This window comes from Cognaticolwellia beringensis (assembly GCF_002076895.1).
Taxonomy (GTDB): domain Bacteria; phylum Pseudomonadota; class Gammaproteobacteria; order Enterobacterales; family Alteromonadaceae; genus Cognaticolwellia; species Cognaticolwellia beringensis.
The window spans coordinates 2,817,516-2,830,538 of record NZ_CP020465.1; the positions used below are offsets into that span (position 1 = coordinate 2,817,516).

The 13,023-nt window shown below is 37.4% G+C and carries 13 protein-coding genes; 7 read left to right on the plus strand and 6 right to left on the minus strand.

From position 1 onward, the window contains the following. The first annotated feature begins 21 nt into the window (after positions 1-21). Positions 22-2,223, plus strand: coding sequence for a GTP diphosphokinase (gene relA / locus B5D82_RS12010; protein WP_081151819.1), 2,202 nt, complete (start codon positions 22-24; stop codon positions 2,221-2,223). A 169-nt stretch (positions 2,224-2,392) separates the two neighbouring features. Here relA and B5D82_RS12015 read toward each other — a convergent pair whose 3' ends face one another. Next, complete coding sequence (locus B5D82_RS12015; protein ID WP_081151820.1) at positions 2,393-2,833, minus strand: hypothetical protein; 441 nt, start codon at positions 2,831-2,833, stop codon at positions 2,393-2,395. A gap of 383 nt (positions 2,834-3,216) precedes the next feature. On the opposite strand from B5D82_RS12015, the gene B5D82_RS12020 reads away from it, so the two are divergent. From B5D82_RS12020 to B5D82_RS12035, 5 genes are read left to right on the plus strand one after another with little or no spacing between them, the layout of a single operon-like run. After that, entirely contained in the window at positions 3,217-3,696 is a 480-nt protein-coding gene (locus B5D82_RS12020; RefSeq protein ID WP_081151822.1) for a hypothetical protein, read from the plus strand. An 8-nt stretch (positions 3,697-3,704) separates the two neighbouring features. Next, the gene (locus tag B5D82_RS19905; RefSeq protein WP_216628990.1) at positions 3,705-3,866 is read left to right on the plus strand and encodes a hypothetical protein; all 162 of its coding nucleotides are present in this window, start codon (positions 3,705-3,707) and stop codon (positions 3,864-3,866) included. A 33-nt stretch (positions 3,867-3,899) separates the two neighbouring features. Next, entirely contained in the window at positions 3,900-5,231 is a 1,332-nt protein-coding gene (locus B5D82_RS12025; RefSeq protein ID WP_157673892.1) for a 3'-5' exonuclease, read from the plus strand. Further along, on the plus strand, positions 5,218-6,030 hold the full coding sequence (mazG, locus tag B5D82_RS12030) for a nucleoside triphosphate pyrophosphohydrolase (RefSeq protein ID WP_281255925.1): 813 nt from the start codon (positions 5,218-5,220) through the stop codon (positions 6,028-6,030). The genes B5D82_RS12025 and mazG overlap by 14 nt, the downstream gene beginning before the upstream one ends. A gap of 44 nt (positions 6,031-6,074) precedes the next feature. Then, a complete protein-coding gene (locus tag B5D82_RS12035) occupies positions 6,075-6,875 on the plus strand; it encodes an enoyl-CoA hydratase-related protein (RefSeq protein WP_081151825.1) in 801 nt (266 codons plus the stop codon). A gap of 158 nt (positions 6,876-7,033) precedes the next feature. Here B5D82_RS12035 and ltaE read toward each other — a convergent pair whose 3' ends face one another. Both ltaE and B5D82_RS12045 read right to left on the minus strand, forming a co-directional pair. Continuing rightward, on the minus strand, positions 7,034-8,053 hold the full coding sequence (gene ltaE / locus B5D82_RS12040; RefSeq protein WP_081151827.1) for a low-specificity L-threonine aldolase: 1,020 nt from the start codon (positions 8,051-8,053) through the stop codon (positions 7,034-7,036). A 153-nt stretch (positions 8,054-8,206) separates the two neighbouring features. Beyond that, positions 8,207-8,938 carry a YebC/PmpR family DNA-binding transcriptional regulator gene (locus tag B5D82_RS12045; RefSeq protein ID WP_081151828.1) on the minus strand — a complete coding sequence of 244 codons (732 nt, stop codon included), beginning with the start codon at positions 8,936-8,938 and terminating at the stop codon, positions 8,207-8,209. 212 nt (positions 8,939-9,150) lie between these two features. Here B5D82_RS12045 and B5D82_RS12050 point away from each other — a divergent pair, with 212 nt between their 5' ends. Beyond that, a complete protein-coding gene (locus B5D82_RS12050) occupies positions 9,151-9,807 on the plus strand; it encodes a hypothetical protein (protein WP_081151830.1) in 657 nt (218 codons plus the stop codon). Here the strand turns inward: B5D82_RS12050 and glsB are convergent. The 3 genes from glsB to B5D82_RS12065 form a co-directional block, all read right to left on the minus strand. Then, positions 9,794-10,726 (minus strand): glutaminase B, encoded by a 933-nt coding sequence (gene glsB / locus B5D82_RS12055; protein WP_081151831.1) that lies wholly within the window; start codon positions 10,724-10,726, stop codon positions 9,794-9,796. The two genes, B5D82_RS12050 and glsB, sit on opposite strands and share 14 nt — an antisense overlap. A gap of 445 nt (positions 10,727-11,171) precedes the next feature. Next, the gene (locus B5D82_RS12060; RefSeq protein WP_081151833.1) at positions 11,172-11,687 is read right to left on the minus strand and encodes a hypothetical protein; all 516 of its coding nucleotides are present in this window, start codon (positions 11,685-11,687) and stop codon (positions 11,172-11,174) included. A gap of 223 nt (positions 11,688-11,910) precedes the next feature. Next, a complete protein-coding gene (locus B5D82_RS12065) occupies positions 11,911-12,792 on the minus strand; it encodes a LysR family transcriptional regulator (RefSeq protein WP_094122876.1) in 882 nt (293 codons plus the stop codon). Between the last annotated feature and the right edge of the window lie 231 nt (positions 12,793-13,023).

Consider the following 13,023-nt stretch of genomic DNA (forward strand, 5'->3'; position numbering starts at 1 on the left):
GAATCAGAGGTAGGGAGTTCCATGGTTTCTGTACGTAAGTCGCATCAAATGTCACAAGCAAGTTTTGAACAATGGCTAGTTGCGCTTGAATTAGATGATGACAAGAAAGCGGCGTTAGAAAAGTTGTATCAAAAAGTCAGCGACTTATTTGATGACAAAACGCCTTGCCAGATTAAATCTTTAGAGATGGTGGAAATTCTCTCCGCTTTAAATCTTGATACCGACTCATTATGCGCTGCCTTTATCTGTCCTCTGTATGAATACAAATGTATCAGCATGGAATATATTGAAGAAAACTTCTCTAAAAAAATATACATGCTTTGCAAGGGCGTAGGACAAATGGAGGCAATTAAAGCCTTACATCAATCACAGTCGAGCCAAGTTAGTGCTAATCAAATTGATAATGTTCGCCGCATGTTACTGGCTATGGTGGAAGATGTTAGAGCGGTTGTCATCAAACTTGCAGAACGCTTGTGTCACTTACGTTTAGTCAAGAATAGTGATGAAGAAACGCGCGTTTTAGCGGCTAAAGAAACCAGTAATATATATGCGCCTTTAGCCAACCGTTTAGGTATTGGACAGCTAAAGTGGGAATTAGAAGATCTTTCGTTTCGCTATTTACACCCCGATGTCTACAAAAAAATAGCTAAGCAACTTGCTGAAAAACGTCTCGACAGAGAACGTTACATGACCGATTTCGTTGATAATATTTCGCAGCAATTAAAATCGTCGGGTATAAAAGGTTGTGTTTATGGGCGACCAAAACACATTTATAGCATTTGGAAAAAAATGCAACAAAAGTCGTTGGATTTTGAGCAGTTATTCGACGTGCGCGCGGTCCGTATTATTGTTGATGAACTTCAAGGTTGTTATGGCGCATTAGGTTTAGTTCATACCAGTTGGAAGCATTTATCGAAAGAATTTGATGACTATGTTGCTACGCCAAAAAGTAATGGCTATCAGTCAATTCATACGGTTGTTGTCGGTCCAGAAGGCAAAACAATAGAGATACAAATTAGAACCCAGCAAATGCATGATGACGCTGAGCTAGGTGTCGCTGCGCATTGGCGTTACAAAGAAGGTAATGCTAGTGGTAAAACTTCAGGTTTTGATGAAAAAGTTAGCTGGTTAAGAAAAATTTTGCAGTGGCAAGAAGATGTGTCAGAAAGTGGCGAGCTACTTGAGGAACTGCGCAGCCAAGTGTTCGAAGACCGTATTTATGTATTTACGCCTAGTGGAGATGTGGTCGATTTACCGAGTGGCGCTACACCACTCGATTTTGCTTACTATATCCATTCTAATGTTGGGCATAGTTGTATTGGTGCAAAAGTGTTTGGCCGAATTGTGCCCTTTACTCATACCTTACAAACGGGTGATAAAGTTGAAGTACTGCGCAGTAAAACACTAAACCCAAGTAGAGATTGGTTAAACCCAAGCTTAAACTACCTACATACACCGCGTGCTAGGGCTAAAGTGCAGCACTTTTTTAGGCTACTTGATCGAGACAAAAATCTTGCAGCTGGCAAAGAAATGTTAGAAACAGCATTAGGGAAATTACAGTTATCTTTAGCTAAAGTCGATTTATCTGCGGCAATAGAGCGTTTTAACTTTACTACCAAGGATGATTTACTTGCCGCGATAGGCTCTGGTAATACACGTTTGCTACAAGTGGTTCATTGTTTACAACAGGAAAATGAGAAATCAAAACCCGAGGTAGAAATTGATCCACAAAGTTTAATCCGACAGCCTCAACAAGCTGACACACAAGCCGGCGATAACAACGGGATTACCGTTTCAGGTGTTGGCAACTTATTGACCCACATGGCTAAATGTTGTCAACCTGTGCCGGGTGATGACATCTCAGGTTTTATTACTCAAGGGCGGGGTATTTCGGTACACCGAGTTGACTGCGAACAACTCGCAAACGCATTGAACCAACAACCAGAACGTGAAGTAGAAGTTCAATGGGGCATTGATAGCAAGCAAAGTTATCAAGTCAGTATTAACATTATTGGTGGTGATCGCCAGGGGCTTCTCAGAGATATATCGACAATTATTTCTAATGAAAGAGTCAGTATTATTGGTATTGAAAGTAACACTGATAATGCTAAGCAAAGCATGAGCATGACAATTAAAGTAGAAATAGCCAATAATGAAGCGTTAACGCGATTATTAGCCAAATTAAAACAGTTGGATGATGTTGCTGAAGTTAAACGATTATAGCTAGTAAAGTTAGGTTGTATTAACTATAAGCACTGAAGAGACAAACTTAAGTACCATGATTGAGCAAAGCAACCCTGTAATGGGTTGCTATTACATTTTTCAGAAAATTTCTCGTCGATACTCTCATGAAAGTAAAGCTAAAAAATGGGCTGACATTTCCACTATTGAATTATTTAATATCAATAGGGTGGTAACCTATTACGTGATTACTCCTTTGGATTAAACTATTAAATTCATCTCTAATTTCTTTTGATTTTTCTGCACCTTCTTGTTCGTTGAATGCTTCCATCCACTTTATTCCTTCGGCAGATATTTCCCATTCCATTGATGAATAACCGTCTTTTAAAGTCCATGCTGTGGCCATATCCCATTCACCACTTTGTAGCCTTATAATATAAGGTACTTGAGTTCCCGCTGTTTTAGATGCTGGGAAATAGTGGTTCTTGATTATTTCCATTGCTCTATCTGCTTTTCCGGGTTTAAAGTCGGTATAGGTAATTGACATGTACTCAACGTTTGCTAATTTTTTAGGCTTTTTTTCTTCTGCATCAATAATAAACGGCATTACAGTTAACAAAAAAGCTAAGCTAGAAATGATAGCCTTTCTCATAATTACTTTCCTTTTGTAAAGTTTATTTTTACTGCATGTTTTATTCACCCTAGAAGTTTAGTACAAAAAACATACAATAACGAACCGCTGATATCTTAATTTTAAAGAATGTAATATATTGACTTAATACAATGAATTAGGAAGCTAGATTAGTGAGCATAAGTAGTAGATATATAGCGGCAAGTTAAATAGATAGGATATTATAAAATGTTGACCGACAAACCCTCAATAGCAAAACTTCGCTAGATTATGTCTGAGTTACGCGACCGTGAAACTGGCTGTCCATGGGGCTTCAAAAAGTATTTGTATCCATCACATCCAGCACAATCGAAGAAGAATACAAATTGTCACGGTATAGTTATTAATATTCAGGGATCTGATGAATGATGAAATTCAAAAAAAGCACAAGTTACTTTTTTGTTAAGTACGCTTATTTTCTCATTTTGATCTTAATAGCTTACCTATCTTATTTTGTTTTTGAACATCCTGATATTCAGACGAATAAAAGCCACTATTTATACAAAATTATCGCCTATTATACGGCTCCTTTCATTATCCCTTTATCTGTAATCTGTCCAGTTTATCTCTGGTTTAAGTATCGAAAATTAGAAGTGAATCTAGCCGATGGCGTGATTAAACTTAACAACAAATTTATAGATATCAGTATTGTGAAGGAAATATATATAAAATATGGGTCTATTACAGATTCATATGAATACACATTTTACGAAGTAGTTCCAATGGAGCACCGAAAACTTTTGGTTATCCCTATGTTTTTTGAAGCAGCTTCTCAAGATAATTTTGAAAAAGAGTTGAATGAATTCTGTATGAGAAATAAAGTAAAACTAACAAGCAATAAGTGAATTTAAAAATGTTAAATGAAACCCCTTCAATAGAAAAACTTCGTTGGATCATGTCTGAGTTGCGTAACCCTGAAACCGGTTGCCCTTGGGACTTAAAGCAAACCTTTACCTCTATCATTCCTCACACTATCGAAGAGGAATGCAAAGTTTCACGGGTAATAAGTTTGTAACTTTATAAATTAAAAATAATGAAGGAGTCGTTAGTGAATACAGTGATAGTAATAGCCATAGTTGCGATAATTTTAATTGTTGTTTTAATTAGTAAGTCGTCGAAAAAAGATAAACCGACCGTAGTTGTTGAATCTAAAGAAAAACCAGAACCCTCTGATATAGAACCACAAGCATCTAATTCAGATGAAAGTGATATCGACTACTTGAATTCATTTGTTGTAATTGACACTGAAACTACGGGTTTGTCTGAAGGCTATCAGATTATTGAAATTGCAGTAGTGGATATGAATGAAAATATCCTATTATCAGAAAGAATCAAACCAAGTATCGCCATTGAACGAAGTGCAACTAAGGTTCATGGCATTGCTGAAAGCGAATTGAGTAATGTTGAATCATTTAGTTCAATTACGGAAAAACTATTACTGGCGATACAAGGCAGACGCATTGCAGGATACAACCTTCCATATGATACTGAAGCAATATATAACAGTGCAATCGCAAGCGATGCTAATATAAAATTGGATAATGAAGCTTTGTGTGTAATGCAATATGCAAATACTACATTCAAATTGACCAAAAGCATGAAGCTAACAGAGCTATGCGAAGCATTTTCTATCAGTACCTCTAATGCACACTCAGCGTCATCTGATGCATTAATGACTGTAAAATTAATGAAGCAGTTATTTGAAATTGAAAATACCTTTAATGGTAATTATTTACCTGAATTTGAAGAAATCAACCCACTGAATCTATCGTTATGTCAAGATGGTGATTCATTAACTGAATGGACTGCTTCTGATGGTAGGGTGATGTTGTTCTCACCTAGTTCTGTTGGTGGTTCAGGTAGAGTTGCACATCTATCCGAGACAACCAAGAGTATGGTCACTGAAATTTATAAAGGTGATGGTGCTGTTGAGTACATTGTAAATTATGAAAGTACTATTCCGACAATAGAAATAAAAACTTACTCCGAAGAAGAAGTTGAAAATATTGAAAATGAAAATCAACAACAATATATTGATTCATTAAGAGCAGAGCTTCCTGTTGCTGGCGTAGTTCCTAAAAAAGGTAGTTTAAGATTAACACTGAAGAACAATATTTTATTGGAGCCATATATTACTCAACATTTCGACATCAATGAGCAGTTATTCATTCAGCACCAATCCCTTGATAGTTTTCTGAGTGGTTCATTGTTATTGGATTTTTATGATGAAAGTGGCAAATTAGTGGCTCAACAGCATTTATCAAAACCATGGAAAAGAGTTGCTGGAATCATTACATCTGGTTATAAGGCAACAGTACAGATTGTAAATGCAACTGAAAAAAACAATACTAAAGTGGATGTGATATTTGATAACGCTTAATGATGAACCTTCAATAGAAAAACTCCGTTGGATAATGTCTGAGCTACGCAACCCTGAAACTGGCTGCCCTTGGGATTTAAAGCAAACGTTTGCTTCTATTATTCCTCATACTATTGAAGAGGCATACGAGGTAGTAGATGCGATTGAGCAAGAAGATTTTACTGAGTTGGAAAAAGAGCTGGGTGATTTACTGTTTCAAGTCGTGTTTTATAGCCAACTTGGCGCGGAAGAAAAGCGTTTTGATTTTGACAGCGTGTTGAGCGCGATTTGTGAAAAATTAATTCGCCGTCATCCACATGTTTTTGCCAGTAGTGATTTCCAATCTGACGTTGAAGTTAAAGCTAATTGGGAAAATGAAAAAGTAAAGGAGCGTCAGCATAAAAACAATGACAGCAACTTAAGTGTTTTGGCTGATATTCCACGTAACTTGCCGGCATTGTCACAAGCCGCAAAAATTCAGAAACGCTGCTCGCATGTCGGCTTTGATTGGCACAATATTGATGATGTTTTTGCTAAAGTTGAAGAAGAGGTTTTAGAAGTTAAAGCAGAATTACATCGTGACGATAGCGCATTAGCGGAAGAGTTAGGTGATTTGATGTTTGCAGTGGTTAACTTATGTCGACACGCTAAGCAAGATCCTGAAGCGTTGTTGCGCCAAGCGAACAATAAATTTACCAAAAGGTTTCATGGTGTTGAAGCACAAGTGAATAAGACCGATAAAAGCTTTGAGCAACACTCTTTAGACGAACTTGAATCCTTTTGGCAACAAGTGAAAATTTCTGAAAAATCCAAATATTAATCTAAATATTAATAAAATTTATTAAATAGCACCGTGAGGTAAAAATGAGTTCTCTACCTAAATTAGTCGACAGCAAAATAACGCTCAGTAATAAAGTGGTTGCCTTGACGTTTAATCGCCATGACGTCCGAAATGCATTAACGGGCACGGCAATAGCCGATGATATTGTGAATACAGTTGAATGGATTAATCGTACACCTGAAATTGCGGTGTTGATTATAACCGGTGATGGTTCGGCATTTTCTTCTGGCGGAAATATCAAAGACATGGCAGATCGCGCGGGTGATTTTGCCGGTGATGTGCAAACCCTAGAAAGACGTTATCGAGAAGGGATTCAGCGTATACCGTTAGCCTTGCACAAATTAGAAGTACCCGTGATTGCCGCAGTGAATGGCCCTGCAATAGGCGCAGGTTTTGATATTGCCAATATGTGCGATATAAGAATAGCCTCGACAAAAGCTAAGTTTGGCGAAACCTTTGTTAACTTAGGGATTATTCCTGGCGATGGCGGCGCATGGTTTATGCAGCGGTTAATAGGTTATCAAAAAGCGGCCGAGTTAACTTTTACCGGTCGTGTAATCAATGCGTCAGAGGCAAAAGAAATCGGTGTCGTATTGGATGTTGTTGAGCCTGAAAATTTAATCGCAAGAGTGAACGAGCTTGCCAACGAAATAGCGGCTAAGCCTGTGGCTTCACTGCGCTTAACAAAACGTTTAATGAAGTTAGCCCAAAGAACTGAATTACCGGACTTTTTGGATATTTGTGCGGTTTTTCAGGGCATGTGCCATAACAACCCTGAGCATTTAACCGCGGTAAATACTATGATTGAAAAACTGGCGAAATAAAAAACATCCGCTGGTAATAATCAATACAAATTTAAGTTTAATATGGGTTAATCCGTCAGTTAACCCACCGTAAATTTTAGCGCTACTACTAGGTTTTTATACCCGATATTTTCCTTAGCGTTTAATCCAACCTCTGCGAATGAATACATTTAACGACATTAGCTACTTTTGGTTAATGTCCGTTTCAACTCTTGAATAAAGTTATCTATATCCGATTGATTAATATCTAAATGAGTGACTAGGCGCATAGGATTGCCAGCAGATAACAATATACCTTGGTGCTTAAGTTGTTCCACTAAGTCTGCCATATCAATTTCTTCAGTGAATGTCGCGAATACCATATTGGTTTCAACTTGGGCTACGTTTACCGAAATGTTATCTAGCTGATTTAAAGCATGGGCTAAATATTTGGCATTGTCATGATCTTGTTGTATTTTTTCTGGGTTTTGTTCCAGTGCTATTTTTGCTGCTGCGGCAATAATTCCGGCTTGTCGCATACCACCACCGACCATTTTCCGCCAACGCTTAGCACTTTTTATTAGCGCTTCTGAGCCCAATAATATTGAACCTATCGGCGCACCAAGTCCTTTTGATAAGCAAATAGACATCGAATCTACGTGTTGGCAAATCTCAGTAATATCGACATTTAATGCACAGGCCGCATTGTAGACTCGTGCTCCGTCTAAATGTAATGCTAGGTTGTTTCGCTGTGTAAATTTACGTGCTTGTGCCATATATTCCAGCGAAAGCACTTTGCCGTTAATGGTGTTTTCAATACTCAGTAATGTCGTGCGAGCAAAGTGTGAGTCATCAGGCTTGATGGCGGCAGCCAGTTTTTTGAAACATAACGTACCATCTTTTTCATTATCGATCGGCTGAGGCTGAATGGAGCCTAATACAGCCGCGCCGCCACCTTCAAATTTATAGTTATGGGCTTGTTGACCACAAAGGTATTCATCTCCTCGTTGGCAATGTGCCATCAGTGCTAATAAATTCGCTTGGGTGCCCGAACTGCAAAACATGGCATTAGCAAAACCGTGTCGTTTTGCTGCCCAAGATTCGAGTTCGTTGACTGTTGGGTCGTCGCCATAAACATCGTCACCGACTTCGGCATTTGCCATCGCATTGCGCATAGTTTTACTGGGACGAGTTACGGTATCTGAGCGAAAATCAATCATGGTCAACCTTTCTAATTAACTTGGAATAAACAAATTTTTAATAGCATGAAAACACCATTACTTCAAACTCATGTGGTCATGGAGAAACCTTCATCCTGAATATAAAAAAGGCATCCAATAAGATGCCTTAAATTCATAAGTGTTTAATGAGTATTATTCTTCTTCAGGTAGTTCTGCGTTGTGATAAATATTTTGCACGTCATCACAATCTTCTAGCATATTGATGAATTTTTCGAAATTAGCTAAGTCATCTTCACCAGAAATTTCAGTATAGGTTTGTGGAACCCACGTAATTTCTTCAACTTCTAGTTCAACATCAGCCATGTTTTCGGCAAATTCGGTTTTAAGCTTAAAAAATTCAGTATGAGGGGCATAAACCGTAATAATACCGTCTTCAAGCTCAACATCAGTTACATCGATGTCAGCCATCATTAAATTCTCTAATACCGTTTCATCGTCTTCACCTTTGAAAGCAAATACGGCTTGATGATCAAACATGTGTGAAACTGTGCCTGATGAACCAATTTTTGAATAAGTTTTAGTAAAACATTGGCGAACATCTTTAATCGTACGATTACCGTTATCAGTTAAACAGTCAATAATTACCATGCAGTTACCAGGGCCAAAGCCTTCGTAGCGTGATTCTACGTAATCTTCACCGCCGACGCCTGTAGCTTTTTCTAATGCTTTTTCAATAACATGTGTAGGAACTTGGTCTTTTTTTGCTTTTTCAATAGTGCGGCGCAAAGAAAGGTTGCCATCGGGGTCAACACCGCCATTTTTTGCTAGTACATAAATTTCTTTACCGTACTTTGAATAAACTTTAGTTTTTTGGCCCGCAGTTTTAGCCATTGATAACTTACGGTTTTGGTATGCTCTGCCCATCTGAATACGTCTCGTTGCTGATAATTAAAATTTCTATGCGCTAGATTCTAACGGGTAGCGCCGGCTATTTCTAGTACTTAGCCCATTTGAGCTTTCAAAATGTAAAAAAGCGTGCAAATATCTACCATAATTAAAGCAGTGATTTGCTAAAAATATTTCCAGTTTAGCTATTAGTCATTGTTTAATGGAATAGTGTTTAATGGAGTGGTGAGTTGAATATAATTTTTGTCGCTGATATCTTTGGCTTAACTGATGAGTTTGAACACTTCTGCCAGCAAGCTATAACGCATGTTAAACAATTACTGTCAGAAGCGGATTCGCTTGCTGTTGAATGGCATATGATTGGCCCTTATCATAAACAACCTGCGTTATTTTCTTGTGAGCAAGATGCTTATCAATATTTTATTAAAAACGTTACTTTAGAAGGCTATGTTAAAAAGCTTGAACAAAAACTGTTGGCAGTAACTGGCATTAAGCTATTGGTGGGTTTTAGTGTTGGCGGCAGTGCCATATGGCAGTTACATGGCCAACAAAGTAATACAGAGCAAAGTAGTACAGAGAAAAGTAGTGCAGAGAAAAGTACAACGGCTATTTGCTTTTATAGCAGCCAAATTCGTCATATGACCCAATTAACCCCCCACATACCTATCACGATGATTTTACCTCGCGCAGAACAACATTTTTCAATAGAGGACCTGCGAGTCGAGTTAGGAAAAAAATCAACAGTAACAATAGAGCAAAGCGAATACTTACACGGCTTTATGAATAAATTATCAGTTAACTATCATCCATTTGCTTACCAATACTATACCAAAAGACTTGCTGAACTTTTGGCCAGTAATATTCACACTAACGTTAATGATAAATAGATAAACCCAACTCCTCGGCTAGGCAAGCCACTAAGTTTGTGCCAATGACTGAGTTACCAAAAGAGTTTAAAGGCGGGCTCCAAGTACAAATTACGCCGTAGTTAGGCACAATCGCAATAACACCACCACCAACGCCACTTTTAGCAGGTAAACCAATCGAAAAAGCAAACTGTCCTGACTGATCATACATGCCACTGGTTGATAATATTGCGTTAACGCGGTGAGCATCTCTTGGCGAACAAATTATTTTTTTAGTTCTCGGGTCAACACCTTTATTCGCTAGGAACAATAAACTTGTCGCTAATTGTTCGCAACTCATTGCAACAGCGCATTGAGTAAAGTAATGGCTCAACACATCGGGTATTTCCGCCTGTATATTGCCAAAACTTTTCATTAAATACGCTAATGCAGCATTACGATTACCATGTGCTAATTCTGACTGGTAAACATGATTATCGATAAATACTGAGTCATCATGAGCTAGCTTGCGCATAAAGCTTAAAAAAGCTAATTTACTAGAAGAAAAGTGGCTAACTAGTACGTCAGCCACCAACAATGCACCAGCATTTATCACTGGATTTCTAGGAATACCCTTTTCCCACTCTAATTGAATAATAGAATTAAAGGGTTGCCCAGATGGCTCCATATTTACTCTATCCCACAATTCATCTCCGATTCGCTTCATTGCCATTACCAAACCAAAGACTTTCGAAATACTTTGAATGGAGAAGGCTTCTTGATAGTCGCCAGCGCCAACACATTTACCGTCTATAGTGGTAACACATACCCCCATTTTTTTTGCACTAACTTCAGCTAAGGCTGGAATATAGTCGGCTACTTTTCCTTGAGTATAAAGGCTTTGCTGCGATGCCAGTAAGGCTTGCAATTTAACTTGTAAGTTAGAAATGTCTTTTATCATATAGCGGACTTTTTTATCATTTTGATTACGGAAATAAAGTATGGGAGGCGTACATTATGCACATAAAGTCATATATGCCTAGCCCTTTGTCAGCGTAGATATATTGGGGGAGGGAATTTTTTAGTATGCTGTATTTTTATGCTATGGAAGTTTCGATATTAAAATAATTAGAGAGTTGATTTTATTTGATTTTGGTTGATTACAACGTCAGCTAAGTCATGTTCTTACGACATTTTATTTAGCTGCGTTGTATGGGTGAATTGACATTATTCATTAAACTACGGATGCGTTGATAAGCTATCGTAATGAGTAATGTTGCTTTTTTATTCAATGTCCCACTGACTAATTGATATATGCTTAATTTCAATTATAAGCTGCATTGTTGAGCTGATGGCATGAATAAGATTAAAGATCATTTTAGGCTCCTAGTATGAATTGTAAGGAATTAATCAGATAACTCTGATGTGCTCTCTACTTGCTGTATAGGTAACAGTCTTTTAAATTTTTGTAAGTTACCCGATGTGATTGGATTTTTGTCCATTTCAACGGCAAATTCAAAATCTTTTAAAGCAGCCGTTATCTGGTTTTTTCTATAACGAGCGACACCACGGTTACTGTAATTTAAAGCTGTTAAATACTTAACTCTATTACTCTTATGTTCTACAGACTCTAAACTAGTAATAGCTTCAGTACAGACTGTTTCAGTCTTATCGCTATGTTTAGATTTAGATTGCAAATATGCAACGCACAAGTTCATTTTATTAGCATAAAAATCTTGATTTTTTTTGTTAGCGGTTAACTTCTTTATGCCAGACTCAACTTTACCTTCTGTAAGGTCTGACGTACCGATGGCACCTTTTACTATCGCTACTTGAAATATTTCATCATTGGCGAAAGTGGTATGAGTGGCACTTAATAACAAAGTGGCTAATAGGGTGTTTTTCAATGTAAGTTTCTTCATCTTGTTTTCTCTATATTCGTTGCGCATCAAATTGATACAGGGCTAATATAAAGTGCTGTGTATTGACTGACAAACGATTAGAATACACCTATCAAGTGAATTTAATTCACTTGTACTTCAGTGCTTTAAAAGTACAAGTTCATCAATGTTGTTCTATTAAAAATTAACGGTTAATAACTGTGTGTTGAGCTATTTATGATAAATAAAATTAGACATTAAATTTTTATTCATCATAAATAGTGAAAGTTTGTTTTACCCATTTTGCGAACAAAGTCAGTTCGGTATGGTTATCCATATTTTCATGTTGAATAAGATAATATTTATCGTTGGTATTTAATTCTTCGTCAAACAACTTTACCAATAGCTGTTCGCTGAACCAGGCTTTGCTCATTGGTAATGGCACTAATGCTATTCCCATGCCTTGCTGTGCAGCTCTTGCGACGCCAAACATACTGTCAAATTGAATGATTTGTTTAGGATCAAAATCATCAACATTGTTTTTGTCAGCCCATTGATGCCAAGACCAGGGACGCGATCTATGTAAAATTAACGGCGTAGTTTTCAAAGCGGCAAAGCCGGTATTTTTTAACTTCTTATAAAGTCTCTTGTTACACGCTGGTGCATATCGAATTGGAAATAGCTCTTGCACTATTTTTGCGTTTGGTTTGCCATTGGTAAGTACGATAGATAAGTCTGCCGACTGTGATGGCGCACTCCCAGACTTTACGGTTTCGAGTTGCAGGTTAATGGTTGGGTTGCTTTCAGACCACTCTGATAACCGAGGAATAAATAATTCACTAGCAAAAAATTCCGGCAAACTGATGACAATAGTCTGATTTTGTTGCTTTTGAGTGAATTCTGATATGGTCGACTCTAACTGGTTAATTATCGGTTGAATCGACTGATAAAACTGTTTTCCAGCACTGGTAAGCTCAATAGTTCTGGTGCCACGGTTGAATAGAACGATCCCTAATTGTGATTCTAGTTGTTTTATTTGATGGCTAACTGCCGAAGGTGTTAAAAATAATTGTGAGGCTGCATGTTTAAAACTTAAACATTTTGACGCTACGCAAAATGAGCGCAGGCCACGTATAGGTGTTTGAATTGACATAGTTAACATTTTTTATTGAAGACAAAGCCTAAATGCAAAACTCAAGCCGCAATTCAAGGTGCTGATTATAAAGACTTTACTTTTATTTTTGAGTGTTAAGTTGTCATTAGCTGCACCATGATAGTAAGTTTGCACCAAAATAATGTTTTACTAAAAAATATAGAAAAAAAAGGACATCAACAGATGTCCTTGAAATAAAGCAAATTAATCATTTAAAAATGTTGT

What these genes read in the sequence shown, in the direction of transcription:
- ltaE (WP_081151827.1), bottom strand. Translation starts at nt 8,053, where the DNA reads ATGATTGATTTTCGCTCAGATACCGTAACTCGTCCCAGTAAAACTATG.
- B5D82_RS12045 (WP_081151828.1), bottom strand. Translation starts at nt 8,938, where the DNA reads ATGGGCAGAGCATACCAAAACCGTAAGTTATCAATGGCTAAAACTGCG.
- B5D82_RS12020 (WP_081151822.1), top strand. Translation starts at nt 3,217, where the DNA reads ATGATGAAATTCAAAAAAAGCACAAGTTACTTTTTTGTTAAGTACGCT.
- B5D82_RS19905 (WP_216628990.1), top strand. Translation starts at nt 3,705, where the DNA reads ATGTTAAATGAAACCCCTTCAATAGAAAAACTTCGTTGGATCATGTCT.
- B5D82_RS12015 (WP_081151820.1), bottom strand. Translation starts at nt 2,833, where the DNA reads ATGAGAAAGGCTATCATTTCTAGCTTAGCTTTTTTGTTAACTGTAATG.
- glsB (WP_081151831.1), bottom strand. Translation starts at nt 10,726, where the DNA reads ATGATAAAAGACATTTCTAACTTACAAGTTAAATTGCAAGCCTTACTG.
- relA (WP_081151819.1), top strand. Translation starts at nt 22, where the DNA reads ATGGTTTCTGTACGTAAGTCGCATCAAATGTCACAAGCAAGTTTTGAA.
- B5D82_RS12035 (WP_081151825.1), top strand. Translation starts at nt 6,075, where the DNA reads ATGAGTTCTCTACCTAAATTAGTCGACAGCAAAATAACGCTCAGTAAT.
- B5D82_RS12060 (WP_081151833.1), bottom strand. Translation starts at nt 11,687, where the DNA reads ATGAAGAAACTTACATTGAAAAACACCCTATTAGCCACTTTGTTATTA.